General features: G+C 68.9%; 23 protein-coding genes, 2 tRNA genes, 2 pseudogenes and 1 riboswitch. Of the genes and pseudogenes, 15 read left to right on the top strand and 12 right to left on the bottom strand.

The window, feature by feature from the left end:
- Positions 1–3: 3 nt before the first annotated feature.
- Positions 4–489, bottom strand: coding sequence for a peptide deformylase (gene def, locus ACGFIM_RS38145; protein WP_393211348.1), 486 nt, complete (start codon positions 487–489; stop codon positions 4–6).
- 108 nt (positions 490–597) lie between these two features.
- On the opposite strand from def, the gene ACGFIM_RS38140 reads away from it, so the two are divergent.
- A complete protein-coding gene (locus tag ACGFIM_RS38140) occupies positions 598–1,068 on the top strand; it encodes a ribose-5-phosphate isomerase (protein ID WP_393211345.1) in 471 nt (156 codons plus the stop codon).
- Here the strand turns inward: ACGFIM_RS38140 and ACGFIM_RS38135 are convergent, their stop codons facing one another.
- Positions 1,069–1,215, bottom strand: coding sequence for a hypothetical protein (locus ACGFIM_RS38135; RefSeq protein ID WP_393211342.1), 147 nt, complete (start codon positions 1,213–1,215; stop codon positions 1,069–1,071).
- A 60-nt stretch (positions 1,216–1,275) separates the two neighbouring features.
- Complete coding sequence (locus ACGFIM_RS38130; protein ID WP_393211339.1) at positions 1,276–2,505, bottom strand: GNAT family N-acetyltransferase; 1,230 nt, start codon at positions 2,503–2,505, stop codon at positions 1,276–1,278.
- A 119-nt stretch (positions 2,506–2,624) separates the two neighbouring features.
- On the opposite strand from ACGFIM_RS38130, the gene ACGFIM_RS38125 reads away from it, so the two are divergent.
- Complete coding sequence (locus ACGFIM_RS38125; RefSeq protein ID WP_393211336.1) at positions 2,625–3,740, top strand: PP2C family protein-serine/threonine phosphatase; 1,116 nt, start codon at positions 2,625–2,627, stop codon at positions 3,738–3,740.
- 134 nt (positions 3,741–3,874) lie between these two features.
- Here the strand turns inward: ACGFIM_RS38125 and ACGFIM_RS38120 are convergent, their stop codons facing one another.
- Positions 3,875–4,471, bottom strand: a complete 597-nt coding sequence (locus tag ACGFIM_RS38120) for a response regulator transcription factor (RefSeq protein WP_393211333.1) — start codon at positions 4,469–4,471, stop codon at positions 3,875–3,877.
- Positions 4,472–4,625: 154 nt separating this feature from the next.
- Here ACGFIM_RS38120 and ACGFIM_RS38115 point away from each other — a divergent pair, with 154 nt between their 5' ends.
- On the top strand, positions 4,626–5,930 hold the full coding sequence (locus tag ACGFIM_RS38115) for a M50 family metallopeptidase (RefSeq protein ID WP_393211330.1): 1,305 nt from the start codon (positions 4,626–4,628) through the stop codon (positions 5,928–5,930).
- Positions 5,931–6,396: 466 nt separating this feature from the next.
- On the opposite strand, the gene ACGFIM_RS38110 is transcribed toward ACGFIM_RS38115, so the two are convergent.
- Entirely contained in the window at positions 6,397–7,587 is a 1,191-nt protein-coding gene (locus ACGFIM_RS38110; protein ID WP_393211327.1) for an amidohydrolase family protein, read from the bottom strand.
- 98 nt (positions 7,588–7,685) lie between these two features.
- Between ACGFIM_RS38110 and sigJ the strand changes: the two are divergent.
- Positions 7,686–8,651: pseudogene (sigJ, locus tag ACGFIM_RS38105) on the top strand (RNA polymerase sigma factor SigJ); the annotation flags it as partial.
- 6 nt (positions 8,652–8,657) lie between these two features.
- Positions 8,658–9,773 (top strand): annotated as a pseudogene (locus tag ACGFIM_RS38100) (transposase).
- A gap of 114 nt (positions 9,774–9,887) precedes the next feature.
- Here the strand turns inward: ACGFIM_RS38100 and ACGFIM_RS38095 are convergent.
- The 3 genes from ACGFIM_RS38095 to ACGFIM_RS38085 form a co-directional block, all read right to left on the bottom strand.
- Entirely contained in the window at positions 9,888–10,844 is a 957-nt protein-coding gene (locus ACGFIM_RS38095; protein WP_393211324.1) for a coiled-coil domain-containing protein, read from the bottom strand.
- Positions 10,845–10,849: 5 nt separating this feature from the next.
- Positions 10,850–10,991: riboswitch (cyclic di-AMP (ydaO/yuaA leader) on the bottom strand.
- Between the two features lie 70 nt (positions 10,992–11,061).
- Positions 11,062–12,141: a galactose-1-phosphate uridylyltransferase gene (galT, locus tag ACGFIM_RS38090; RefSeq protein ID WP_393211321.1), complete on the bottom strand. Its 1,080-nt coding sequence runs from the start codon at positions 12,139–12,141 to the stop codon at positions 11,062–11,064.
- Positions 12,138–12,917 carry a DeoR/GlpR family DNA-binding transcription regulator gene (locus ACGFIM_RS38085; protein ID WP_364057683.1) on the bottom strand — a complete coding sequence of 260 codons (780 nt, stop codon included), beginning with the start codon at positions 12,915–12,917 and terminating at the stop codon, positions 12,138–12,140. The genes galT and ACGFIM_RS38085 overlap by 4 nt, the downstream gene beginning before the upstream one ends.
- Before the next feature lie 200 nt (positions 12,918–13,117).
- Between ACGFIM_RS38085 and ACGFIM_RS38080 the strand changes: the two genes are divergently transcribed.
- Positions 13,118–13,195 carry a 50S ribosomal protein bL37 gene (locus ACGFIM_RS38080; protein ID WP_393211540.1) on the top strand — a complete coding sequence of 26 codons (78 nt, stop codon included), beginning with the start codon at positions 13,118–13,120 and terminating at the stop codon, positions 13,193–13,195.
- 49 nt (positions 13,196–13,244) lie between these two features.
- On the opposite strand, the gene ACGFIM_RS38075 is transcribed toward ACGFIM_RS38080, so the two are convergent.
- The 3 genes from ACGFIM_RS38075 to ACGFIM_RS38065 all read right to left on the bottom strand — a co-directional run bounded on the left by ACGFIM_RS38075 (position 13,245) and on the right by ACGFIM_RS38065 (position 15,514).
- On the bottom strand, positions 13,245–14,555 hold the full coding sequence (locus ACGFIM_RS38075; RefSeq protein ID WP_393211318.1) for a TrpB-like pyridoxal phosphate-dependent enzyme: 1,311 nt from the start codon (positions 14,553–14,555) through the stop codon (positions 13,245–13,247).
- Between the two features lie 4 nt (positions 14,556–14,559).
- Positions 14,560–15,222, bottom strand: coding sequence for a uridine kinase (locus ACGFIM_RS38070; protein ID WP_393211316.1), 663 nt, complete (start codon positions 15,220–15,222; stop codon positions 14,560–14,562).
- A gap of 218 nt (positions 15,223–15,440) precedes the next feature.
- A tRNA-Gly gene (locus ACGFIM_RS38065) sits at positions 15,441–15,514 on the bottom strand.
- A gap of 89 nt (positions 15,515–15,603) precedes the next feature.
- Here ACGFIM_RS38065 and ACGFIM_RS38060 point away from each other — a divergent pair.
- The 3 genes from ACGFIM_RS38060 (at position 15,604) to ACGFIM_RS38050 (ending at position 16,931) form a co-directional block, all read left to right on the top strand.
- Positions 15,604–15,680, top strand: a tRNA-Pro gene (locus ACGFIM_RS38060).
- 266 nt (positions 15,681–15,946) lie between these two features.
- Positions 15,947–16,354, top strand: coding sequence for a DoxX family protein (locus ACGFIM_RS38055; RefSeq protein ID WP_393211313.1), 408 nt, complete (start codon positions 15,947–15,949; stop codon positions 16,352–16,354).
- Positions 16,355–16,496: 142 nt separating this feature from the next.
- Positions 16,497–16,931 carry a DinB family protein gene (locus tag ACGFIM_RS38050; RefSeq protein ID WP_393211310.1) on the top strand — a complete coding sequence of 145 codons (435 nt, stop codon included), beginning with the start codon at positions 16,497–16,499 and terminating at the stop codon, positions 16,929–16,931.
- A 16-nt stretch (positions 16,932–16,947) separates the two neighbouring features.
- Here ACGFIM_RS38050 and ACGFIM_RS38045 read toward each other — a convergent pair whose 3' ends face one another.
- Complete coding sequence (locus ACGFIM_RS38045; RefSeq protein WP_393211307.1) at positions 16,948–17,424, bottom strand: ATP-binding protein; 477 nt, start codon at positions 17,422–17,424, stop codon at positions 16,948–16,950.
- 234 nt (positions 17,425–17,658) lie between these two features.
- On the opposite strand from ACGFIM_RS38045, the gene ACGFIM_RS38040 reads away from it, so the two are divergent.
- The 6 genes from ACGFIM_RS38040 (at position 17,659) to ACGFIM_RS38015 (ending at position 25,859) form a co-directional block, all read left to right on the top strand.
- Positions 17,659–18,525, top strand: coding sequence for a helix-turn-helix domain-containing protein (locus ACGFIM_RS38040; RefSeq protein ID WP_393211304.1), 867 nt, complete (start codon positions 17,659–17,661; stop codon positions 18,523–18,525).
- Positions 18,526–18,704: 179 nt separating this feature from the next.
- Positions 18,705–20,087: a trigger factor gene (tig, locus tag ACGFIM_RS38035; RefSeq protein WP_393211301.1), complete on the top strand. Its 1,383-nt coding sequence runs from the start codon at positions 18,705–18,707 to the stop codon at positions 20,085–20,087.
- 377 nt (positions 20,088–20,464) lie between these two features.
- Positions 20,465–21,097, top strand: coding sequence for a ClpP family protease (locus ACGFIM_RS38030; RefSeq protein ID WP_393211298.1), 633 nt, complete (start codon positions 20,465–20,467; stop codon positions 21,095–21,097).
- Between the two features lie 11 nt (positions 21,098–21,108).
- Entirely contained in the window at positions 21,109–21,732 is a 624-nt protein-coding gene (locus ACGFIM_RS38025; RefSeq protein ID WP_364057652.1) for an ATP-dependent Clp protease proteolytic subunit, read from the top strand.
- 184 nt (positions 21,733–21,916) lie between these two features.
- Positions 21,917–23,200: an ATP-dependent Clp protease ATP-binding subunit ClpX gene (gene clpX / locus ACGFIM_RS38020; RefSeq protein WP_138691280.1), complete on the top strand. Its 1,284-nt coding sequence runs from the start codon at positions 21,917–21,919 to the stop codon at positions 23,198–23,200.
- Positions 23,201–23,246: 46 nt separating this feature from the next.
- Positions 23,247–25,859 (top strand): valine--tRNA ligase, encoded by a 2,613-nt coding sequence (locus ACGFIM_RS38015; protein ID WP_393211293.1) that lies wholly within the window; start codon positions 23,247–23,249, stop codon positions 25,857–25,859.
- Positions 25,860–26,363: the final 504 nt, after the last annotated feature.

Here is a 26,363-nt window from a genome sequence, read left to right as displayed (position 1 = left end):
AAGCTATGCCTGGAGCAGGATCGTCCGGGCCTCGGTTCGCGGCAGGCGATCAATATAGAGCTTGCCGTCGAGGTGGTCGGTCTCGTGCTGCAGGCAGCGGGCCAGCGAGCCGCGTGCCTTCAGCCGTACGGGCCGCTGCAGCCGGTCGAGGCCCTCGACGGACACGCCCGCCGCGCGGGCCACCGGAGCGTAGAGCGGCTTGCGCGTCTCGCGGTCGGTCACCGACAGGCAGCCCTCCTGGTCGATCACCTCTTCGGGGTCGTCGACGGTCAGCACCGGGTTGATCACGTGCCCCCTGCGCCCGGCGATGTCGTAGACGAACAGCCGCCGCGACACGCCGATCTGCGGGGCGGCGAGGCCGACGCCGTTGACCGCGTACATGGCCTCGAACATCTCCTCGATGAGCCTGCGCAGCTCGCGGTCGAAGTCCGTCACCGGCTCCGCGGGCGTGCGCAGGACGGGGTCGCCGATGGCCCGGATCTCTCGCATGGCTCTGCTCTCGCTTCCCTGTAAGGACTGGATGCGGCTAGGAGTCCTTACTTTAGCGGTACGGTGGCGGCCGCGACCCTTCATCGGGGGCTGTGAAAGACTGGAACCGTGCGTGTCTACATCGGTGCCGACCATGCCGGCTATGAGCTCAAGAACCACCTCGTGTCCTGGCTGAAGGACCATGGGCACGAGGTGACCGACTGCGGTCCCTTCGTCTACGACCCCGAGGACGACTATCCCGCGTTCGTCCTGCGGGCGGCCGAAGGCGTCGCGGGCGATCCGGGCAGCCTGGGCATCGTGATCGGCGGATCGGGCAACGGCGAGCAGATCGCCGCCAACAAGGTACGCGGCATCCGCGCCGCCCTGGCCTGGAGCGAGGAGACGGCCAGGCTGGCCCGCGAGCACAACAACGCCAACGTCGTCAGCGTCGGCGCCCGCATGCATTCCATCGAGGACGCCACCAGGTTCGTGGAGATCTTCCTCTCCACGGCGTTCTCCGGCAGCGAGCGCCACAGCAGGCGCATCGCGCAGCTGACCTCCTACGAGACCATCGGCCAGCTGCCCTCGCTGCCGTCGTAGTCAGCTCTTGCGCCTGGCCTCGCGCCTGGGCATCTCGTCACGCAGGGGCCGCCGGTCGGCGGCCTCCTGCTGCTGCTTCGACGGTCGCGACACGTCGCGGGCGCGCATGGCGACCACCGGCGTGATCTGCAGACTTCGCAGTGCCATGACCTCGAGCCTACGCCAGATCCCGGCGCCGGTCGCGGGGCCGGCGCCGGGAAACCCGCGCTAGAAGACGAGCCCCGCCCAGGGCTTGGGGCTCCACGACATCGCCGTGGCGAGCCTGCGTACGGTGCCCGCGGTGTGCTCGCGCAGCAGGCCCGCATGGAACTGCTCGGTGAGCAGGCCGTCGCCGAGGTAGGCGGAGCCGAGCGACGACACCGGCAGCGTGACGTCCGGCTCGTCGTCCACCGGCTTGCACTCGGCGCCCGACGGGTCGGCGGTCAGCCGCCAGCGGCCCGCGTTCCACGGGCACACGTCGTCCTCGACCTCGATCACCGCGTCCACCGGCGCCGAGTACGCCCGCGCCGACAGCGCGCGGTCCACCTCGACCAGGCGCACCCACAGCTCGTCCGACCAGCGGGCGCGCACCTGGCGGTGGTCGGCGAGCAGCGCGAGCAGCGGGTCGTCGACCGGCCTGCCGTAGGTCTCGACGCGGGTGACCAGGTCGCGGTCGAGCACGTTGCGCCACAGCAGCGCGTAGGCGGCCGGGTCGCGCGCCTCGATCTCGCCCAGGTACAGCGTGCCCGCGGGGAGGTCGTTGTCGTCCCACGACGCCTTGATGCGGAACAACGCATAGCCCCGCACGCCCTGGTCGTCCTCGGCCAGGATCGAGCGCAGCGGGCCGCGGCCGTTCTGGTCGGGCTCGTCGTCGGCGAAGATCTCGTCCCAGAGCTCCCGGTTGCGCGCGTAACGGCCCGGGCGCCGGGTGACGACGGAGGCGAACAGCTCCTCCAGCTCCGCGCGCACCTCGGCGGGCCGCGCCACCCTGATCCGCAGCGACGGATCCTGCGGGGCGTGCGGCACGAACGCCGAGCGGTGGGTGTCGATGCGGAACGGCAGGTTGGTCGAGGCCCTTCCGTACCCGTACCGGCCGTAGATGGCCGACTCGGAGGCGTAGAGCGCGGCCACGGGCTCGCCGCGGTCCCGGATGTCGGTGAGCTGCCTGCGCATGAGCGAGGACAGCACGCCACGGCGGCGGTGGGACGGCAGCACGCTGACCGCCGTCACGCCCGCGACGGGAAGCCGCCCGCCCGGCACCGTCATCGTGAAGCTGAAGATGGAGGTGACACCGGCCATCTGGTCGCCGTCGAAGGCGGCGAGAGTGCGGTCGAACTCGGTTCGAGCCTTGTTCCGCTCAGCAAGAGCGGGATGCGGCGCCCAGCCGAACGCCTCCTGGAGCACCCGGCTGAACGCCGGCCACTCCGACTCTTCAATCGGACGGATCGGGTACGTCATTCATCCACGGTAGGAGCGGGCAAAGGGGTGGGGCCACCGAATTATCCCTGCTTAATGATCAAGGCGTTGGTCAAGTGGGCTGCCCAAACCGGGGGCAGACCGATACAGTCAGGCCCATCATGAGTTCCCGTCCGGCGCCGCTGATCCCGCCACGGGTCCGCGCCGCCTTGGTGCGGGTGCCGTTCTTGGTGCATGTCGTCCGGTTCGTCCGGCGTGTGCTGATCGCCCGCGACCGCAACCTGCTCATCACGCTCACCGTGCTGGCGCTGCTGATCGGGTTCCTCGCGGCCGAGGTCTCCCACGAGTGGTTCTCGCCTTCGCTGCTCATCCTCGTCACGCTCGTCGGCGGGCTCCAGCTCCGGCTGCGCAGCCTGATCAAGCTGCTGGTGGGCGTCGGTGTCGCGCTCGGCTACATCGCCGTCAACCTCGGCGTGGGCCGGATCGGGCTCGGGCTCGGCGTGACCATCCTGTTCACCTCCGTGCTCGCCGTGCTCATGGCGCGCACCCGGGGGAAACTCGGCGTGCAGGGCCTGCGCGGCGACGCCATGCTGCTGGAGCTGCGCGACCGGCTCAAAAGCCAGGGCGAGCTGCCGCCACTGCCCAAGGACTGGGGTGCCAAGGTCGTGCTCAAGCAGGCCGGCGGCTCGTCGTTCGGCGGCGACTTCCTGGTCTCCATGCGCGACGGAGACACCGTCGAGATCGCGCTGGTCGACGTCTCGGGCAAGGGCGTCGACGCCGGAACGCGGGCGCTGCTGCTGTCGGGCACGTTCGGCGGTCTGCTCGGCTCCGTCGACGACTTCCTGCCCGCCTGCAACGCCTACCTGCACAGGCAGCGGGTCGACGAGGGCTTCGTCACCGCCGTGCACCTGCGGCTCGACCTCGCCACCGGCGACTACACGATCACCTCGGCCGGGCATCCACCGGTGGTGAAGTTCGACGCCGGCACCGGCAACTGGCAGGTCGCCTCCGCCAAGGGCGTCGTGCTCGGCGTCGTGCCCGACCTGCACTGCGAGCCCGACAGCGGCACCCTGCGCAAGGGCGACGCGCTGCTGCTGTTCACCGACGGGCTCATCGAGCAGCCGGGCCGCGACATCGACGCCGGGCTCGACCGGCTGCTCGGCGAGGCCGAGCGGCTGCTGCCCTCCGGCTTCCGCGACGGCGCCAGAGCCCTCGTCAACGCCATGGCCTCCGGACACAACGACGACTGCGCGCTGGTGCTCATCTGGCGCCCATGACGTTTCACACGGGCCGAGTCGTGACACCGGTCACTGGCAGCGCCCGGCGCTCGCCTGAGATCCTCTAGGGGGTCGGGCCCCGGCGGAGCGGCGCGGCTCCACCGGGTCCCGCACGCCCTTTCCGCGCCAGGCCGTCACAGCCAGCCGCAGTCGCTCGCGATGCGGACCGCGTCGAGCCGGTTGCGCGCGCCCGTCTTGCACATGATGCGCGACAGATGGTTCCGTACAGTGCCGACCGACAGGAAGAGCTGGTCGGCGATCTCCGTCGAACGCGCACCGCCCGCCGCGATGCGCAGCACGTCGAGCTCGCGCCTGGTCAGCGGGTTGTCGGCGCAGCGCAGCGCGGCCACCGCCAGCTCCGGCTCGATCGCCCGCCGCCCCGCGGCCACCTGGCGCACGCCCTCGGCCAGGCGCTCAGGGCGTACGCACAGGCTCATGAAGCCCAGCGCCGGGCCCGCCAGCGCCTCGCGCACCTGCGCCGGATTCGGTGAGGCCGACAGGATCAGCACCCCGCACCGGGGCGCCTGCTCGGCGAGCAGCTCCCGCACCGGCGGCCCTGGAAGGTCGAGATCGACGACGGCCACGTCGGGATCGGCGCTGCGCGCCGCCAGGACGGCTTCGTCGGCGTGCCCGGTCTCGGCGACCACCCGCATGTCGGGCTCGGCCCCGAGCGTGGCGAGCAGACCACGGCGCACCAGCGGCAGGTGCTCGGCGATCAGAATGCGGATCAAGACGCCCCCCTCCATCGTCTCTTAGGGTGATCGTCTGATCGCAAACTGTCAATGCTTGCTAAAAGCGGTAAGCCGTAAGGCGTGGTGAGTTCGACTACTCTGGGGGCTGTCGGACCAATCGTCTGTCCTTATCGTCTGCCGGGAGCGCGCCTAGATGAACTGGCTCTACGCCGTGGGGATCATCCTGTTCCTCATCGGCCTGATGGTCTCCATCGCGCTGCACGAGCTCGGTCACCTGGTCCCCGCCAAGCTGTTCGGCGTCAAGGTCACCCAGTACATGGTGGGCTTCGGCGGCACGGCGTGGTCCCGGCGCAAGGGCGAGACCGAGTACGGCATCAAGTGGATCCCGTTCGGCGGCTACATCCGGATGATCGGCATGCTGCCGCCGCGTCCCGGCGACGACCCCCGCAAGGTGCGCAGCACCGCCACCGGGCCGTTCCAGGGGCTGATCGAGTCCGCCCGCGACGCCGCGCAGGAAGAGGTGCGGCCCGGCGACGAAGACCGCGTCTTCTACCGCAAGAAGTGGTGGCAGAAGGTCATCATCATGTCGGGCGGCCCGGCGATGAACTTCGTGCTCGCCTTCGTCTTCTTCAGCGTCCTGCTGGTCGGCATCGGCCTGCCCACCTGGGCGCCGATCGTCTCGCCCGACACCAACACGTGCGTCATCCCCATCTCCGAGCAGCGCACGCAGTGCAAGCCCGGCGACCAGCCGACCCCCGCGGCCCAGGCCGGCCTGAAGCCCGGTGACGAGCTCGTCACCTTCGACGGCAAGAAGATCGGCTCGTGGGAGGACGCCACCACGTTCATCCGCTCCCACGGCCCAGGCCCGGCGAAGATCGGCATCATCCGCGACGGCAAGCCGATGACGCTCGACGTCACGCTCATCGCCCAGGACCGGCCCAACCTCGAAGACCCGTCGAAGATCGACAGGAACGTCGGCTTCCTCGGCGTGCTGCCCACCGAGGTCATGCAGAAGCAGAGCATCGGCCAGGTCATCGGCTACATGGGCGAGCTGTCGGCCCGGGTCGCGGGCTCCCTGCTCAACCTGCCCGACAAGATGGTCGGCGTCTGGCACGCCGCCTTCTCCGGCGAGGAACGCGACCCCGAGGGCCCGGTCGGCGTCGTCGGCGCGGGCCGCATGGGCGGCGAGATCCTCGCCTCCGACCTGTCCACCGAGAAGAAGATCGCCATCTTCGTCAACCTGCTGGCCGGCTTCAACCTGGCGATCGGCATGTTCAACCTGCTGCCGCTGCTGCCGCTCGACGGCGGACACATCGCGGGCGGCCTGTGGGAGGGCATCAAGCGGGCGTACGCCAAGATCATGCGCCGGCCGGAGCCCGCGTACGTCGACATCGCCAAGGTGCTGCCGGTGACGTACGCGGTGGCCATCGTCATGATCATCATGGCCGGTCTCCTCGTCTACGCCGACCTCGTCAACCCGCTCACGCTCACCAACTGACCCGGGCCCCCATGAGGGCGAGGCACTGGATGGCGGCCGGCCCGTATACGAGGCGGAGAACGTCGTGCGCACCCCCGGCACACAGGTGGACGGGTTGAGCGTGTCGTCCACCTCTGCACGGCCCGGTCGCGGTCGTGGGCGTACTCCCGGCTCATGGGCGGCAAATCAGGAAGGCGCGCCAGGTGCGGGCGGCCCCCGCGCCGCCCGCACCACGGTCGCTAGTGGCCGAGAGGCTTTTTCAGCCGGTGCGTATTCTGCGACCGACCACCGGCCTTGAGTGGCGAGTCAACTCACCCGGGGGTTGGGGCAGTGGCGGCGATGTGAGCGCATCGCCTTCGGTCATGCGGCAGCCCGGCCTCCTTGAAGACCAGGCCGACGCTCCCGTCCTCCTAGTACATCCAGTTGTGATAGGGCAGCCCGAGCGATAGCGACAACGGAACGCGAAGGCCCGCAGCGGCCCCGATCGTCATTGAAGCCCGTCAGTCAGCGTGCCCCGGTGGGCGGGCGGTTCCCAGCGGGCCTGACGCACTCCGCGGCGCCAGACCTCGGCGATGGAGCCGGTAGAGGTGATGTCACGGGCGGGGTCGCCTTCGACCAGCACCAGATCCGCGCGAAGACCAGGGGCGATCCGGCCGCGGTCGGCCAGCCCGAAGTACCGCGCGGGCACGCTCGTCGCGGCGGCGAGCGCCTCTTCGGCGCTGAGCCCGGCCTCGGTGAGCAACTGCAGCTCGCGGTGCATACCAGCGCCATGGGCCGGCACGAACGGGGTGGCATCCGTCCCGGCGAGCAGTGGCGCGCCCGCACGGCGCAAAGCCCGCAGCGCGCCGATGGCGTTGGCGGAGCTGCCGGGACGGGCGCAGTCGGCGGTCTCGACGTGCTGCGCAGTGATCGCCTCGAAATAGGCGAGCGTGGTCACCACGAAGACCCCTTGGGCTCGAACCCGCTCAGCCAGTCGCTGCGAGGCCGGGTCGTCCGGCGCCAGGTCAGCCCACACATGAGCCAGGCCGTCGACGCCGGCCTCGAGCGCGATCTCCACCTCGGAAGCGGTGATCGCATGAGCGATCACCCGTAGTCCCGCCTCGTGTGCCGCCGCGGAGAGGGCGGCGGCGATGTCCGCCGTCATGACGGGAAGGTCGGCCCCGTGCACGGCGCCATCGTCGATGACGATCTTGAGGTAGTCGGCCCCCTCAGCCAGCCGGGCCTGGACGAAGGCCGGCGCCTGCGCGGGATCGGAGACGAAGTCGATCGCTGCGGCGTCGAGCCCGTTCAGTACGGTGCCCGCCAGGGCCGCCAGCAGCTGGGTCGGGTGCCCACCTGGAGCGGTGGCGAGCGTGCCGGCGCTGCGAAGATCGGCCACGTCGTCGTTGTCGGCGGCCAGCCGCCGCTGCCCCGCGAGGATCTGCGGGAGGCAGAACATGTCGAGTTCGGTGGTGACCCCCCACCGCAAGGCCTGGGCCAGGCTGCCGTCGAACACGTGCGTGTGCGCGTCGATCAGCCCCGGCAGCAGCGTCCTGCCCGTCCCTTCGACCTCGACATCGGCCGGGCGGTCTCCGCCGGCGCCGACCACGGCGATCAGACTGTCCTCGATCACCACGTCGGCCGTCGCAATGGTGCGCTCGCCGTCGAACACCCTGACGTCGCGGATCAGTGTACGCATCGAAAATCTTCCCTCTGAGTCGTGAATCCCTGGACGCCACCACAGAGGGATGCCGGCCGGGAACTGTGACATCCCTACCAACGGCCGCGGCACAGATCATGTCTGAGGCGTTCATGTCACACTCGCCACGTGACGAGACTCTTCGGTCGCGGCAGATGAGGAGGTACGCCATGACATCGATCCCACGGCACGCGACCGACGCCGTCACCGAACAGTTCCTCGGTTATCGGGAGCTGCTGTTCTCCGTGGTCTACAACATGCTCGGCAGCGTCGCCGACACCGAGGACGCGCTGCAAGAGGTGTGGCTGGCGTGGTCCGATCGCCACCGCAAGCAGGACGCCGGACGGGTCGAGAACGCTCGGGCCTATTTGGTGCGTATCGCGGTGAACCAGGCACTCGCCCGGCGTGCGAACTTGAGCCGCCGACAGGAGACCTACGTCGGCCCATGGCTACCGGAACCGCTGGTCACGGCCGAGGACAACGCCAGCGGCACCGCCGAGCGCGCCGAATCGTTGTCGATGGCGGTGCTGGTGGTGCTGGAAACCCTGTCACCGCTGGAACGAGCAGTGTTCGTGCTGCATGAAGTGTTTGGGTTCAGCCATCCGGAGACAGCTGACATCCTCGGCCGTAAGCCGGCCGCGGTCCGCCAGCTCGCGGCCCGCGCGCGCCGCCACGTCCACGCACGCCGTCCCCGTCACCGGACCGAGCCCGACGTTCATGCCCAGGTCACTGAACGGTTCGCTGCGGCCGCACTCGGCGGCGATCTGCGGGCCCTGCTCGAGGTGCTGGCACCAGACGTGACCTTGTGGACCGACGGCGGCGGTAAGGGGCCTGCCACCAGCCTGCACCCGGTGCGTGGCCGCGATCAGGTGGCCGCGCTGTTCATGTCGGTCGCCGCGACGCTGTCGCCAGGCGAGGTGGACCTCCGCTACCGGCGTGTGGCCGGCGACCCGTGCGCGCTCGTCTTCTCCGGCGACAGCCCACTCGCCGTGGTCGTCGTGGATCTCACGCCCGGTGGCGACCGGATCGCCGCTATCTACTCAGTCACCAATCCCGAAAAGCTCACTGGCATCCGCTCAGAACAGCGCCCTCCCGCGCCTGAGGACACCGAGGTGGCGCACAAGCACGTCGACGACGCTCATCGCGAGCTCGTCACCGAGCTCATCCAGCAGGCCCGCGCCCAGCATGGACCTGGTCGGGGAGAACGGGCTGCTGGGGCGGGCTGACCAAGCTGGTGCTGGAGTCCGCGCTCGAGGGCGAGCTCACCGACCACCTCGGCTACGGCAAACGCCAGCGCAGCGACGGCAACGGCAACGCCCGTAACGGCACACGCTCCAAGACGGTCATCGCCGATGTCGGGCCGGTGGAGATCAGCGTGCCCCGCGACCGGGACGGCAGCTTCGAGCCGAAGATCGTGCGCAAGCGGCAGCGGCGCCTGTCCGGGGTGGACGAGATGGTCATCTCCCTGGCCGCCGAGGGGGCTGACCACCGGGGAGATCTCCGCTCACCTGGCCGAGGTCTACGGCGCCGAGGTGTCCAAGCAGACCATCTCGGCCATCACCGGCAAGGTGCTGGCGGGCATGGCCGAATGGCAGAACCGGCCACTGGATCCCGTCTGCCCGGTGATCTTCATCGACGCCATCCACGTCAAGCTGCGCGACGGGCAGGTCGCCAACCGGCCCATCTCCCTCGCCCTGGCGGTCGCCGTCGACGGCGAGCGCGACATCCTCGGGCTGTGGCGCGCCTCGTTCCGGTACGCCGCCCGCCGGCACGGGGACGCCATCGCTCGTGCGCTCAAGCCCGTCTGCACCGCTGCGACCGGGGCAGCCGCACTGGAGCGCTTCATGGAGTTCGCCGAGGCCTGGGGCGGCAGATACCCGGCGATCGTGAAGCTGTGGGAGGACGCCTGGGCCGAGTTCGTGCCCTTTCTGTCCTTCGAGGCCGAGATCCGGCGGGTGATCTGCTCGACCAACGCCATCGAATCGGTCAACGCACGCATCCGGCGGGCGGTCAACGCCCGCGGCCACTTCCCCAATGAGCAGGCCGCCCTCACATGCGTCTACATGGCGATCATGAGCCTGGACCCGACCGGCAAAGGCCGCAAACGCTGGATCACTCGCTGGAAAACCGCCTTGAACGCCTTCGCCATCACCTTCGAAGGCCGCCTGACACCTACCACCCGCTGAAACAACTCACGCAGCGTTACACCGTCTACTGGACAGCCCCCAAGACCAGGGCTACTGCCGTACAAACGCCCTCAACTTGTGGATATCCATCATCAGATGCAATATCCCCTACTTTCAGTTCATCGAGATGTGCACGTGGTCGTAGTGGTTCTCGGTGATGCTGCCGCGGTCGGCCATCGCGCGCCAGCCGGTGCCGGAGTTGATGCGCTGCTTCCAGATCACGTACTTCACGCCGAGCTTGTCCTTGTTCTGCAGCGCCCACTCGGCGATGCGGTCGCCGAGCGCGTTGTTGGCGGGCGTCGGCAGGGTGCCGCCGGTGCTCATCATGAAGTCGCAGGCGCGGCCGAGCGGGTGTTCGCCGCTGGAGCCCGCGCGGAAGCAGCCCACCGTGTACGGCAGCGCGAAGTTCTTCTCGATCTGCTGCTTCATCAGCCGCGTGCGCGGGGTGATGTTGTCGGGCCCGCCGGGCAGTTCGGGCGCCCAGGTGCCGTTGGACCTGCGGCCGGTGGCGACCGGCACGAGGTCGCGCAGCTTCTTCTCGATGTCGCTGATGACGCCTTCGGCCTCGCGGCGCTGCCTGGCCACCTCCGCCGCGTCCTTCTTGATCTTGGCGGTGAGCGCGGCGGCCTCGTCGCTGGCCTTCTTGCGTTCGTCGCGGGCCTTGGCGACGCTCGCCACGACGGCCTGCTGTTCGGCGGTGAGCTGTTCGAGGAGGGCGGCGGTGCCGGCGTCGCCCGGCATCATGAAGCCGGGCAGCGACGGGTCGATGTTCTGGTAGCGCAGGCGGGCGATCTCGGCGACGCGCTGCTCGGCGGCGGCGAGCGTCTGCTCGGCCGCGGTCAGCTTGGCCTGCGCGGCTTTGGCGGCTTCCTGTGCCTTGGCCAGCTCGACGCGCTTGAGGTTGTACTTCTCGATGAGCTTGTCGACCTTGTTGTTGAGCTGCTTGAGCTGGGCGCGGAGCTCGGACTCCGTCGGTTTCGGGGCGGCCGTCGCCGCGTGCGCCGGGAGGACGGCGATGGCGGCGGCGGCGATGAGACCGATGGCAAGTTTCGCGGGGGACGAAGCCGCCACGTATGAGTTCCTCTCCCTCTGCCGGCCGGGTTAGCTGACGGGTTCGGGCATGGGAGTCGCTCCCTACCGCCGTAGCGGATTCACCCCAAGGCGCGGTTGGGTCCCCGGCTCCCGGGCGACGCGCCCGGGATTAGGCGGGCATCAGCCGTGTTACGGGCGATGCATATGGGGATATTAGTGGTAGATCACGAGTCATGCGACCTTAAGTAGAAATCTATTAGTGATCGATCTGTGATCGAATCATCCGGGCCGCCTCCTCGGGGCGCACGTCGTTCACGAACGCCCCCATCGCCGACTCCGAGCCCGCCAGATACTTGAGCTTGTTCGGCGCCCGCCGGATGGAGAACAGCTCCAGGTGCAGGTACGCGAGGTCGCGCCCCGTGCGCACCGGCGCCTGGTGCCAGGCCGAGATGTACGGCATGACGATCCCGAACAGCCCGTCGAACGCCCGCAGCACCGAGGTGTAGAGCGGGGCGAACGCGGCGCGCTCCGCATCCGTGAGCGCCGCCAGGTCCGGCACCTGCCGGTGCGGATAGATGTGCACCTCGAACGGCCAGCGCGCGGCGGCCGGCACGAAGGCCGTCCACAGCTCGTTGGAGGCGACCACCCGCGTGCCCTCGGCCCGCTCGGCGGCCAGCACGTCGGCGAAGAGGTTCCCCGGGCCCTTGTAGCGCTCGGCGGCCCCGAGCTGCAGCTTCGTCCTCGGCGTGACGTACGGGTAGGCGTAGATCTGCCCATGCGGGTGCGCGATGGTGATGCCGATCTCCGCGCCCCGGTTCTCGAAGCAGAAGACCTGCTCGACGCCCTCGATGCCGGACAGCTCCGCCGTACGGTCGGCCCACGCCTCCATGACCAGCACCACCTGCTCGTCGGAGAGCGCGGAGAAGGAGGAGTCGTGGTCGGAGGTGAAGCACACCACCTCGCAGCGCCCCACGCCCGGACGGACCTCGCTCAGGCCCCCCACAGGCTCATAAGTGCCGAAATTTCCGGAGAAGGAGGGGAAGCGGTTCTCGAACACGACCACGTCGTAGTCGTAGGAGGGGATCTCCGTCGCGCGCTCGTCCGACGATGGGCACAGCGGGCACTCGGCCGTGCCGCCGGTCGGCAGGAACGTCCGCGTCTGCCGGTGCCCCGCGATCGCGATCCACTCCTCGGTCAGCGGGTCGTAGCGCAGCTCCGAGGCCGGCGGCCGGGGGTCGAGCCGGCGCCGGTCGATCGCGCTCCTGTCCGCGTCGTCGCGCCGGTCGAAGTAGATCAGCTCCCGGCCGTCGGCGAGATGGGTGATGGTGCGCTTCACGACGAGCCCTCCGCGATGATCAGTTCGCCGGCCCGTTCGGCCAGCTCCGTACGTGCTTCCTCCGGCAGGCCCGCGTCGCTGACGACCACGTCGGCCTCGTCCAGCTCGGCGATCGTGCTGATGCCCACCGTGTTCCACTTCGTGTGGTCGGCCGGGACGACCAGCCGGCTCGCCGCCGCCACCAGCTCCCTGTCGGTCTCCGACTCCAGCAGGTTGGGCGTGGTGAACCCGGCCCGCACGCTCATGCCGTGCACGCCGAGGAAGAGCGTGTCGACGTGCAGGCGGCGGATCGCGGCCACCGCGACCGGCCCTACCAGCGCGTCGGACGGCGTGCGCACGCCACCCGTCAGCACGACCGTACGGTCGGCGCGCGGGTTGCGATGGAAGACCTCGGCGACCGGGATCGAGTTGGTGATCACGGTCAGCTCGGGCACGCCGATGAGGTGGTGCGCCAGCGCCCACGTGGTGGTGCCGGCCGACAGCGCCACGGCGGTGCCGGGGCGGACGAGCATGGCCGCGCGCTTGGCGATGGCCTCCTTCTCCTGCTGCTGCCTGGCCGACTTGGCGGTGAAGCCGGGCTCCTCGGTCGAGCCGGGGCCGAGGGCGGTGGCTCCGCCGTGCACCTTCTCCAGCAGGCCGCGCTCGGCCAGCACCTCCAGGTCGCGCCGGATGGTCATGTCGGAGACGCCGAGTTCGCGTACGAGGTCGGCCACTCGCACGCCGCCGAGCCTGCGGACGCGTTCGAGGATCGCCTGCTGACGCTGCTGTGCGAGCACACCCGCTCCTTCCAACACATTCCACCAAATTATGACATGGACATGTTGAGGAATGTTAGTTCGTGCGGAGCGCTTGCGCCGGTCACCGTGTGGGGAGACGTTGAGTCAGAAGCAGTGTCGATCACTGGGCCGATCACTGGGCCGATCACCGGGCCGGTCACTGGGCCGGTCACAGGAGCCGATCAACGGGAGGCGAGCTCATGGCAAAGCGCGCACGTAAGGGCAGGGCACGCAAGAAGAAGAAGGCGAACCACGGCAAGCGCCCGACCGCGCGATGACGGCGGGGTGGCCGCAGGACGCGGCCACCCGCTCGTCCGACCGGGCCCGTCAACCGGGGAGTTCGGTGAGCGCCTGGTCGAGGCGCTCCTGCGGCAGCGTGTAGTCCTCCAGCTCGCCCGCCAGATAGCGCTCATAGGCGGCCAGATCGAAGTGCCCGTGACCGCACAGCGCGGTCAGGAGCACCTTCTCCTCGCCGCTCTCCTTGCACCGCAGCGCCTCCGCGATGGTCTCCGCCAGCGCGTGCGTCGGCTCCGGCGCGGGCAGGATGCCCTCGGTTCGCGCGAAGCGCACGCCCGCGGCGAAACACTCCCGCTGCGACCGGGTCACCGCCGTGAACAGGCCCAGCTCGTACATGTGCGACAGCAGCGGCGACATGCCGTGATAGCGCAGGCCGCCCGCGTGGATCGGGTCGGGCACGAACGAGTGGCCCAGCGTGTGCATCTTCAGCAGCGGCGTGAACCCGGCCGTGTCGCCGAAGTCGTAGGCGTACACGCCGCGCGTGAACGACGGGCAGGCCGCCGGCTCGACCGCCCTGAACTCCGTCTCCAGCCGCCCCGCCAGCTTCTCCCGCAGGAACGGGAAGGCCAGGCCGGCGAAGTTCGAGCCGCCGCCGGTGCACCCGATCACCAGGTCGGGCATCTCGGGCAGCTGGGCCAGCGCCTCCTCGCCGATGACCGTCTGGTGCATCAGCACGTGGTTGAGCACGGAGCCGAGCGCGTACCTCGCGTCGTGGTTCTCGGCGGCCACCTCGACCGCCTCGCTGATCGCGATGCCCAGGCTGCCCGGCGAGTCCGGGTCGTCGGCCAGCACCTTGCCGCCCGCCTTCGTCACGGGGGAGGGGCTGGCGTGCACGGTCGCGCCGTACACCTGCATGAGAGAGCGCCGGTACGGCTTCTGATCGTAGGAGGCGCGGACCATCCAGATCCGGCACTCCAGGCCGAACTGCGAGCAGGCGAACGCCAGCGCCGAGCCCCACTGGCCCGCGCCCGTCTCCGTGGTGAGCAGCCGTACGCCCTCGCGCGCGTTGTAGAACGCCTGCGGCACCGCGGTGTTCGGCTTGTGCGAGCCCGCGGGCGAGACGCCCTCGTACTTGTAGTAGATCCTGGCCGGCGTGCCCAGCTCCTTCTCCAGCCGCCGGGCCCGCATCAGCGGCGTCGGCCGCCACAGCCGGTAGACGTCGAGGACCTCCTGCGGGATCGGCACGAACCGCTCGCCGCTCACCTCCTGCGCGATCAGCTCCATCGGGAACAGCGGAGCGAGATCGTCGGGCCCCACGGGCTGCCGCGTGCCGGGATGCAGCGGCGGCGGAGGCGGCTCGGGCAGGTCCGGAACGATGTTGTACCAGTTGTTGGGGATCATCGCCTCAGTGTGCGACGTCGCCTGCCCGCGTTCCAGTACCGCCGGGCATCAGCACCGCGAGCCGCGCCGGATGGTCGGCTCGCACCACCACGTCAGCGCTGTGCTGCGGGGCGGCCTCGCGCTCGTACCGCTCGTAGGCGGGCAGCCGCCACCGGTCCTCCTCCGGCGTGCCGCGTTCGAGCGCGCCCGGCGACAGCCACAGGTGCACGCTCACCTCGAACGCCAGCCCCCGCCCCAGCAGCAGCGTCCCGTCGATGAGCACCACCCCGCCGGGCGGCAGCTCCTCGTACGGCAGCCGGTACGCCCGGTCGGTCGCGCTGTTCCACAACGCCGGCAGCACCCGCCCGGAACCGCCCGGCTCCAGCGGATCGAGCACCTCCCGGCGCAGGGCCTTCACATCCAGCCAGTCGTCGTAGAAGACGTCGGGGTCGGTCCTGCCGAACTCCAGCCGCAGCGACGCGGGCCGCAGGAAGTCGCCCGCCGACACCCGGATCACCGGCCGCCCGCGCAGCCGCACCGGCGCGACCAGCTCGTCGGCCAGCGCCTCGGGCCGCGCCGCGGGCGCGCCGTCCACCGCCACCCGGACGTACGCGCCGGGCGGGCGGTCGCAGATCAGCTCGGCCAGCTCCTCGACGAGAGCCTCACGGGAGATCGGTCGCGCACGCATCCCACCCAGCCTACGAGCGTGGCGCCTCCAGACGGGAAGGAGCCTGCGCGCGTGGCCATCGGGACGGTGAGCCCGCGAGGGCGGGTTCCGGGTGGTGAAGGGGCCCGCGCGCGTGGCGCATCGGGGCGGGCGGCACGGCGGGCGGTGTTCGCCCGGCGCGGAGGACACAGAAGGCCAGGCTCCCCGATTACCGGGGTTGACCTGGCCTTTCCTTCTCTTGGAGCGGACGACGGGAATCGAACCCGCGTAGCTAGTTTGGAAGACTAGGGCTCTACCATTGAGCTACGTCCGCGCGAACCGGTCGAACTCTGGTCTAGACTTCATCCGGTCGTCAGAGCGTAAGCGTACCGGAGACCCGGGGCGCTTGTGCAACCGGCGAGACGGGGCGTGGCGCAGCTTGGCAGCGCGCTTGCTTTGGGAGCAAGAAGTCGCAGGTTCAAATCCTGTCGCCCCGACCAGCGCAAAAGGCCCTTCCCGCATCGGGGAGGGCCTTTTCAGTGCCCTTCTGCGGGCGGTCAGGTGAACGTACTCCTGCGTGCGGCCACATCGTCGACGACCGCCTCTTCCACCCCGGCGGCGTCCACTCCTGGACAGGCCGCCCCGAGCAGCGTCCCTGAGCAGAAGGGTGCACGTAGGTCCACCTCATCGGGCAGCCAGCGCGATTCTCCCCGGCCTCCCGCCTCCCTAGCGTCGGACGTACCGAATCATCAAGGGGAGGCAGATCATGGCGATGGCATCGCAGAGCCGCACCACCGGCGGCAGGGTCGCTCACGTCGCCCTGTGGGTCCTGCAGGTCGTGCTGGCCGGGTTCTTTGTGATGAGCGCGCTCGGGAAGTTCACCGGGGCCGAGCCGGCGAAGTCCACGTTCGAGGCGATCGGGTGGGGTGACTGGTTCCGCCATCTGACCGGCGTCCTGGAGGCGGCGGGGGCGGTGGGGCTCGTCGTGCCGCCGCTCGCGGGGCTCGCCGGGCTGGCGTTCGTGGCGCTCACGGCGTGCGCGGCGCTGGCGGAGTGGCTGGTGAACGGGGGTTCCGGCGTGCTGCCGCTCTGCGTGCTCGTGCTCTGCGCGGTCGTCGCGTGGGGCCGCAGGGAGTCGACCAGGCGGCTGTGGTCGCGGCTCACCGGGCGCTGAGCGGCATCATGGCGGCCATGGGTCTCTTCGACGGCGATCCCATGGCCGAGCCGCTGACGTACCCGGGCCGCGTCCCCGAGGGCTCCGGCGTGCTGGACGGGGACGCGTACGTGCCGCTGCGGCCCCACGGCCGCCCGGAGACGTGGCGGACGACGGCGGCCGCCCGCGCCGTTGCGCAGGGCTCACCGACGAGCAGTTGCGCCTGCGCTCGGCGGAGCCCTCATCGCTGTCCCTGCTGGGCCTGGTCAGGCACATGGCCCACGTCGAGCGCGTGTGGTTCCGCGTCGTGCTCAACGGCGAGGACCTGCCCAGGCTCTGGGGCAAGGACCGCGACGACGACGCCGACTTCAAGGAGGCGGACACCGCCTCGGTGAAGGAGGCGTTCGACGTCTGGCGGGAGGAGACCGAGCGCGCCCGCGCCATCTCGGCCGCCAAGCCGCTCGACGCGGTGGGCGACCGCAACGGGCGCGCGTGCACCCACCGTTACATCCTGGTGCACATGATCGAGGAGTACGCCCGCCACAACGGCCACGCGGACCTGCTGCGCGAGCGGATCGACGGCGTCACCGGCGAGTGAGGGCCTTCCCGGCCGCTCAGGCGTCGGCGCGGAAGAGCGCCCAGACCGCCTTGCCGCCGCGGGCCAGCGGGTCCCAACCCCAGCACTGGCTGTAGGTCTCGACGATGTAGAGCCCGCGCCCGTTCTCGGAGATGAAGTCGGGCTCCTTGGGCGTGGGCACCTCGTCGCTCGGGTCGGTCACGGCCAGCAGCACGTGCGGCGCGACCCGCATGAGCAGCAGCTCGATCCCGTGCCTGCCGCCCGCGTACATCGCGTACCTGACCGCGTTCGTGACCAGCTCCGAGACCACCAGCGCGGCGTCGTCGCTCAGCTCGTGCAGGCCCCAGCCGCGCAGCGTGTTGCGGGTCACGTCCCGGGCGGTCTTGACCGAGTCGGCCTGAAAGGGCAGCGGGCACGAGGTGGTGTACGGCTTGCCGCCCATGAGCAGGTGGTCGAAGCCCACCTCACGGGTGATCTGCAGGCAGTCGGCAGTGGCCAGAGGGTCCTCCACCATGCTGCCGATACCTCCCCGTAAAGCCTTGGTCAGTGCATGTATGGCCCAATATGCACTAAGCCATCATGGGTCACGAACGCGGCAGCTGCAAGACCCAAATGCACGTGCAGGTGCAATGTGCAACCGCAAGCGGCGTTTCGGGGTCATTGGTATCCGAATCGGACACCGCGCAGAGACCTTGTCATACCTGGCGGTGTGGTGTCACTGTGTGTGCGGACCTTGATAGGAGGCAAAGTGACGCAGAACCAGCCGGGTTCCGGGCCGACGGCGCTGCGCATCCTCCTGGGCTCCCAGCTGCGCAAGCTCAGGGAAGCGAAGAACGTCACTCGCGAGGAGGCCGGCCACATCATCCGCGGGTCGGAATCCAAGATCAGCCGGATGGAACTCGGCCGAGTGGGGTTCAAAGAACGTGACGTGGCGGACCTGCTGACCCTGTACGGGGTGGTGGACGAGGAGGCTCGCGCCGCGGTGCTCGACCTGGTCGCCACCGCCAACGAACCGGGCTGGTGGCACCGGTTCAACGACGTCCTGCCCACGTGGTTCCAGGCGTACGTCGGCCTTGAGGAGGCCGCGACCAGGATCCGGACCTACGAAGTCCAGTTCGTGCCGGGACTGTTGCAGACCAAGGAGTACGCACGGGCTGTGGTGACCGCCGGGGCGGCGGGCATCGGGGCGGAGGAGATCGCCAGGAGGGTGGACCTCCGTCTGGAGCGCCAGAAGATTTTCGACAAGCCGGACGGCCCCGTCTTCTGGGCGGTGATCGACGAGGCCGCGCTGCGGCGGCCGATCGGCGGTGTCGAGGTGATGCGGGCGCAGATCGAGCACCTCATCGACCTCATGCGCCAGCCGAACATCACCATCCAGATCATGCCGTTCAGCTTCGGCGGGCACAGCGCGGAAGGGGGCGCGTTCAGCATTCTGCGCTTCGCCGACACCGACCTGCCCGACGTCGTCTACGTCGAGCAGCTGGCGAGCGCGCTCTACCTGGACAAGCGCGAGGACGTGGACCGATACACCGAGGTGATGGAGCGGTTGTGCGCCGTCAGCACCACCCCGGATGAGACGATCGAGCTGCTGAGGACGATCGCGGACGAGTTCTGATCGCGTTTTCTCAAAGCGGTGGCGTCGTGGTTGGGTATGCATCTGCCCTAGACTGGCCATCGGCGTTGGATGCCGCCGTGGCGGAGCATGCCCAACACCGCTCATGTGGGCGCGGCGCGTGAGCCGTACCGAATGGACGCGCCCGCGATCACTCGTAGCTTGATCAAGGAGACCATTCCGTGAAGACCGCTGTCGAGGAGCTCAGCCCGACCCGGGTCAAGCTCACTGTCGAGGTGCCGTTCGACGAGCTGCGCCCGAGCATGGATGCGGCGTACAAGAAGGTCGCGCAGCAGGTGCGCGTCCCCGGGTTCCGGCCTGGCAAGGTTCCGGCCCGCATCATCGAGCAGCGCTTCGGCCGGGCGGTAGTGCTGGAGGAGACCCTCAACGACGCGGTGCCCAAGCTGTACGGCCAGGCCGTCGACGAGGTGGACGTGTTCCCGGTCAGCCAGCCGGACATCGAAGTCACCAAGATCGACGACGGTGAGCAGATCGAGTTCACCGCCGAGGTCGACATCCGGCCCAACTTCGAGGTCCCCGACTACCAGGGCATCGAGGTCACGGTCGACTCCGCCGAGGTCTCCGACGAAGACGTCGACGCCCAGCTCGACGCGCTGCGCCAGCGGTTCGCCACGCTCACCGGCGTCGACCGCCCGGCCGCCAACGGCGACTTCGTCGTCATGGACCTGCGCGCCGAGATCGACGGCGTCAACATCGAGGAGCAGCAGGCCAACGAGGTCTCGTACGAGGTCGGCGCCGGCTCCGTGCTGCAGGGCCTCGACGACGCGCTCCAGGGCATGTCCGCGGGCGAGGAGAAGAGCTTCAAGACCGAGCTGGTCGGCGGCAAGAACGCCGGCGAGGAGGCCGACGTCATCATCAACGTCAAGTCGGTCAAGGAGAAGGTCCTGCCCGACCTCGACGACGAGTTCGCCCAGCTCGCCAGCGAGTTCGACACGCTCGAGGAGCTCAAGGCCAGCATCCGCGAGCAGGCCCGCCGCAACAAGCTGATCGACCAGGTCGTCCAGGCTCGCGAGAAGGCGCTCGACGCGCTGCTCGAGAAGATCGACATCCCGATCCCCGAGAGCGCGCTCAAGGCCGAGATCGACGCCCGCAAGCACAACCTCGACCACCAGATCGCCGAGAGCGGCCTCAGCCGCGAGGCCTTCTTCCGCCTCTACCAGACGACGGAGGAGGAGCGCTTCGCCGAGTTCGAGAAGAACTCCGCGCGCGCCATCAAGGTCGGCTTCGTGCTCGACAAGATCGTCAAGGCCGAGGAGCTGGGCGTCTCCGAGCAGGAGCTGACCAACTTCGTCGTGCGCCGCGCCATGGAGATGGGCGTCCAGCCCAACGACCTGGCCAAGCACCTCGCCGACAACGACCAGCTCACGCTGGCCATGGTCGAGATCGTGCGCGACAAGGCCAAGTCCGTCCTGGGCGACGCCGCCAAGGTCGTCGACACCAACGGCAACGAGGTCGACCTCAAGGCCATCTACACCGAGATCAACGGTGAAGAGGTCGTCCAGGAGGAGGCCGAGTCCTCCGAGGAGGCCAAGTCCGAGGCCTGACGCCTCATCCGGCTTCGAGAAAGCCCCCGGGGCGCGTCCCGGGGGCTTTCCCATGCCCGGGGTCCGTGCCGGACGCTGAGCGGGCCCAGCGCGCATCGCGGGCGCGCGGGGCGTACGAGAGCCGTCCCGGGCGCGCGACTGCTCTCAGAGGCCGCCTGAGCGCTCCCAGCGCCGGTCGGCGTGATTCCCGCGCCGGCCCTCGATGCGCGGGCGTTAAACCTCGTACGGCAACGAAAGCCGCATCGGAGGACAGCCGCCACGCCGCCCGAACCTGCGCCGTCAGCGAACAGCGCCGGGGACCGGGCATGAGCTGTAGGCGGCTCGCGTTAAGGTCACAAGCAAAGCCAATCGATTACGACGCATCGGAAGGTGACGCTGTGACCAGCCCGCCGACCTTCTATCAGCCTGAGTCTCGAGGCCGTGAGAACGGCTCCGCCTTCCGGCTTGAGGACCAGCTCTACCAGCGCCTGCTCCGGGAGCGCATCATCGTGCTCGGGCAGGAGGTCAACGACGAGATCGCCAACCGCATCTGCGCCGAGTTGCTGCTGCTCGCTGCCGACGACCCCGAGCGCGACATCACGCTCTACATCAACTCGCCAGGCGGCTCCGTCAGCGCCGGCATGGCCATCTACGACATGATGGAATACGTGCCTAACGACGTGTCCACCGTGGTCATGGGCATGGCGGCATCGATGGGGCAGTTCCTCCTCACGGCCGGGGCCAAGGGCAAGCGTTACGCTCTTCCCCACGCCCGGGTGATGATGCACCAGCCGTCCGGCGGCATCGGCGGTACCGCCGCCGACATCGCCATCCAGGCCGAGCAAATGCTTTATGTGAAGAAGACGCTGGCCGAGCGGATCGCCTACCACACCGGGCAGCCGGTGGAGCAGATCGAGGCCGACTCCGACCGCGATCGCTGGTTCACGGCCGAGGAGGCCAAGGACTACGGCTTCATCGACCACGTGGTGCGCAGTGCGCGTCAGGTGCCCTCCGCGGGCCCGGTTTCCTAGGGGGAGCTGACATGAACATCCAGAGCCGTTACGTTCTCCCCTCCTTCGTCGAGCGCACGTCGTACGGCGTGAAGGAGATGAACCCCTACAACAAGCTCTTCGAGGACCGCATCATCTTCCTCGGAGTGCAGATCGACGACGCGTCGGCCAACGACGTGATGGCCCAGCTGCTGACGCTGGAGTCGCTCGACCCCGACCGTGACATCAGCATCTACATCAACTCGCCCGGCGGCTCCTTCACCGCCATGACGGCGATCTACGACACGATGCAGTTCGTCCGGCCGGAGATCCAGACCGTCTGCCTCGGCCAGGCCGCGTCCGCCGCGGCCGTGCTGCTGGCCGGCGGCACCCCGGGCAAGCGGTTCGCGCTCCCCAACGCCCGGGTGCTGATCCACCAGCCGTCCACCGAGGGCGGTGGCCAGGGAAGCGACATCGAGATCCAGGCCCGCGAGATCCTGCGCATGCGCACGCTGCTCGAGGACATCATCGCGAACCACACGGGCAAGACCTCCGCCCAGATCCGCAAGGACATCGAACGCGACAAAATTCTCAACGCGGTCGAGGCAAAGGCGTATGGTCTGATCGATGACATCATCCCGTCCAGGAAGAAGCGAGCTCAGGCCGTCGCTTCCTAGACGAGACGTGACGCACCGGGGCGCTGCCCTATAGGGCACGTTCCGGTGCGACTCGCCGCTAGGGGGCTCACTGAGGGCCCAGAAGACGGTAACGTCGAAACCTGAGCGGTTCGGCCTAGTCCGGAGGATGTCCGGAGACACTGCTCTCGTGAGCAGGGCGGTCCCACGCAAAGGAGTATCTGGGGTGGCACGCATCGGCGACGGGGGAGACCTGCTGAAGTGCTCTTTCTGCGGAAAGAGCCAGAAGCAAGTCAAGAAGCTCATTGCCGGTCCAGGCGTCTACATCTGCGATGAGTGCATCGATCTCTGCAACGAGATCATCGAGGAGGAGCTGAGCGAGTCCTCCGAGCTCAAGTGGGACAACCTGCCCAAGCCGAGGGAGATCTACGAGTTCCTCGACGCCTACGTCATCGGTCAGGACAAGGCGAAGAAGGCTCTCTCGGTAGCGGTGTACAACCACTACAAGCGGGTGCAGTCGGGAGACCGGGGCAGAGACGACGGCCTCGAGCTGGCCAAGAGCAACATCCTGCTGCTCGGGCCCACGGGGTCGGGCAAGACGCTGCTGGCGCAGACGCTGGCGAAGATGCTCAACGTGCCCTTCGCCATCGCCGACGCCACCGCGCTCACCGAGGCGGGATACGTCGGCGAGGACGTCGAGAACATCCTCCTCAAGCTCATCCAGGCCGCCGACTACGACGTCAAGAAGGCCGAGACCGGCATCATCTACATCGACGAGGTCGACAAGATCGCCCGCAAGAGCGAAAACCCGTCGATCACGCGCGACGTCTCCGGTGAGGGCGTGCAGCAGGCGCTGCTGAAGATCTTGGAGGGCACCACCGCATCGGTGCCTCCGCAGGGCGGGCGCAAGCACCCGCACCAGGAGTTCATCCAGATCGACACCACCAACGTGCTGTTCATCTGCGGTGGTGCGTTCGCCGGCCTGGAAAAGATCATCGAGTCGCGCATCGGCAAGAAGGGCATCGGCTTCAACGCGATCATCCGGTCGAAGGAAGAGGTCGACACCGCCGACATCTTCGCCGACGTGATGCCGGAGGATTTGCTGAAGTTCGGCATGATCCCCGAGTTCGTCGGCCGGCTCCCGGTCATCACCTCGGTGCACAACCTCGACCGCGAGGCCCTCATCCAGATCCTCACCGAGCCCCGCAACGCGCTGGTCAAGCAGTACCGCAAGCTGCTCGAGCTCGACGGCGTGGAGCTGGAGTTCACCGACGGAGCCCTCGAGGCCATCGCCGACCAGGCGATCCTGCGCGGCACCGGCGCCCGCGGCCTGCGCGCCATCCTGGAGGAGGTGCTCCAGTCCGTCATGTACGAGGTGCCCTCCAGACAGGACGTCGCCAGGGTCGTCATCACCCGCGAGTCGGTGCTCGAACACGCGATCCCGACCCTCGTACCGCGCGACCAGCTCGCCGCCAAGCAGCAGCGCACGCCGCGCGAGAAGTCGGCCTGAGCGCAGCCTCCGGCAGCGCAGCCGGCACCGCCGACGCCCCGTGGTCATGAACCATGGGGCGTTCCGCTTTTCCGTCTCCCTAGAATTGGATGCTGTGACAACGCCAGAGCTGCCCACCCAATACACACCGGCCGACGTCGAGACCCGCAGCTACGAGCGCTGGGTATCCGAAGGCTACTTCCGCGCCGACCCGGGCAGCTCGCGCGAGCCGTACACCATCGTCCTGCCGCCGCCCAACGTCACGGGCGTGCTGCACATCGGCCACGCACTCGACCACTCCATCCAGGATGCGCTGACGCGCCGTGCCCGCATGCGGGGCTACGAGACGCTCTGGCTCCCTGGGACGGACCACGCGGGCATCGCGACCCAGAACGTGGTCGAGCGTGAGCTGGCCAAGGAGGGCAAGTCCCGCCACGACCTCGGGCGCGACGCGTTCGTCAAGCGCGTCTGGGAGTGGAAGGAAGAGTCCGGCGGCCGCATCCTCGGCCAGATGCGCAAGCTCGGCGACGGCGTGGACTGGTCGCGCGAGCGGTTCACCATGGACACCGGGCTGTCGCGGGCCGTACAGACCATCTTCAAGAAGCTCTTCGACGACGGGCTGATCTACCGCGCCGAGCGCATCATCAACTGGTGCCCGCGCTGCCTGACCGCGCTCTCCGACATCGAGGTCGAGCACAGCGAGGACGAAGGCGAGCTCGTCTCCATCCGCTACTCCGACGAGATCGTGGTGGCCACCACGCGCGCCGAGACCATGCTCGGCGACACCGCCGTGGCCGTTCACCCGTCGGACGAGCGGTACGCCCACCTGGTCGGGACCATGGTCGAGGTGCCGCTGACCGGCCGCATGATCCCGGTGGTCGCCGACGAGCACGTCGATCCCGAGTTCGGCACCGGCGCGGTGAAGGTGACGCCCGCCCACGACCCCAACGACTTCGAGATCGGCCGCCGCCACGACCTGCCGTCGATCGCCATCATGGACGAGCGCGGCGTGATCACCGCGCACGGTCCTTTCGAGGGGCTCGACCGGTTCGAGGCGCGTCCCGCGGTGGTGGCCGCGCTGCGCGCCGAAGGCAAGATCGTCGAGGAGAAGCGGCCGTACCTCCACTCCGTCGGCCACTGCTCGCGCTGCAAGACGGTGGTCGAGCCGCGGCTGTCGTTGCAGTGGTTCGTCAACGTCGCGCCGCTGGCCAAGGCCGCCGGCGACGCCGTGCGCGACGGCCGTACCCGCATCCACCCGCCGGAGATGGCCAAGCGCTACTTCGACTGGGTCGACGACATGCACGACTGGTGCATCTCGCGCCAGCTCTGGTGGGGCCACCGCATCCCGGTCTGGTACGGCCCGAACGGCGAGGTGGTCTGCGTCGGCCCCGACGAGGAGCCGCCCGCCGGCTACGTCCAGGACCCCGACGTCCTCGACACCTGGTTCTCGTCGGGCCTGTGGCCGTTCTCCACGCTGGGCTGGCCCGACCGCACGCCCGACCTGGAGCGCTTCTACCCGACCTCGGTGCTGGTCACGGGCTACGACATCCTCTTCTTCTGGGTCGCCAGGATGATGATGTTCGGCCTGTACGCGATGGACGGCGAGCCGCCGTTCCGCGTCGTCGCGCTGCACGGCATGGTCCGCGACCAGTACGGCAAGAAGATGTCGAAGTCGTTCGGCAACGTCGTCGACCCGCTCGACTGGGTCGAGCGCTTCGGTGCCGACGCCACCCGCTTCACGCTGCTGCGCGGTGCCAACCCCGGCGCCGACGTCGCGGTGAGCGAGGAGTGGGCGGCCGGCTCGCGCAACTTCTGCAACAAGATCTGGAACGCCACCCGGTTCGCTCTGATGAACGGCGCCGCCGTGGGCTCGCTGGAGGGCGCCGAGCTGACGGCGGCCGACCGGTGGATCCTGTCGCGGCTGCAGGCCGTCATCACCCAGGCCGACGCGGCGTTCGAGGAGTTCGAGTTCGCCAAGGTCTCCGACCTGCTCTACCACTTCGCCTGGGACGAGGTGTGCGACTGGTACCTCGAGCTGGCCAAGATCCAGCTCGCCGAGGGCCTGGAGCACACCCGGCTGGTGCTCGGCAACGTGCTCGACGCGCTGCTGCGGCTGCTGCATCCGCTGGTGCCGTTCGTGACGGAGGAGCTGTGGCGGGCGGTCACCGGCGGCGAGTCGATCGTGATCGCCCCGTGGCCCACGGCCGACCCGCGCTACACCGACCCGGACGCCGAGGCGGAGATCGAGGCGTTGCAGGAGCTGGTCACCGAGGTCCGCCGGTTCCGCTCCGATCAGGGGCTCAAGCCGGGCCAGAAGGTGGCCGCACGGCTCGGCCTGTCCGGCACGCCGCTGGCCGGTCAGGAGCGCGCCATACGCGCGCTGCTGCGCCTGACGGAGCCCGGGGAGTCGTTCAGCACCACCGCGCGCCTGACGGTGAGCGGTGTGACCGTTGAGCTCGACACCGCCGGCGCCATCGACGTCGCGGCCGAGCGCAAGCGCCTGGAGAAGGATCTCGCGGCCGCCCGTAAGGAGGCCGCGCAGGCGGCCGCCAAGCTGGGCAATGAGCAGTTCATGGCCAAGGCGCCGCAGGAAGTGGTGGCCAAGGTCAAGGCGCGTGCCGAGCAGGCGTCCGCGGACATCGAGCGCCTCGAGGCGCAGCTCGCCGCTCTGGGCGTTTAGACCGTACGGGCACCGGGAAGGTCCATTTGTTACCGGAGATGGACCTTCCCGGTCTCTGAGGCTGCTAGAGTTTTGAACCGCAGGGCCGCTCGGCTCTGACATCCCAGTGAACGAACCCCGATCTTCGGGTTGCGTCCGCCGTGCGGTTGGACAAGAGCCGAATGTTGGAGTAAGTTTGCAGGGTTGCCTCGGAGAGAGGCGAGTCCGGAAGATCCCGGAACGGGCGGTTTGACAAGGATCGTCCGGATCGGGTAATCTGGAGGAAACGAAGTGTGCGCCTCGCGCACTAGGGTCCCTCAAGGATTCTGGTGCGGATGCACGCGTCCGTTTCTTGAGAACTCAACAGTGTGCTAAAAGCCAGTGCATGATGCATTACCCCGTCATGTTTCCATGACGTGGATTCCTTTTGGTTGACACCCTTGATCGGGTGTCGGCTGGGATTGTTTTCCAGACATTGTTTGGAGAGTTTGATCCTGGCTCAGGACGAACGCTGGCGGCGTGCTT

Source organism: Nonomuraea sp. NPDC049309 (assembly GCF_043196965.1).
GTDB classification, from domain to species: domain Bacteria; phylum Actinomycetota; class Actinomycetes; order Streptosporangiales; family Streptosporangiaceae; genus Nonomuraea; species Nonomuraea fastidiosa.
Note: the sequence above shows the minus strand (reverse complement) of the source record. Positions and strands in the feature narration are given on the sequence as shown.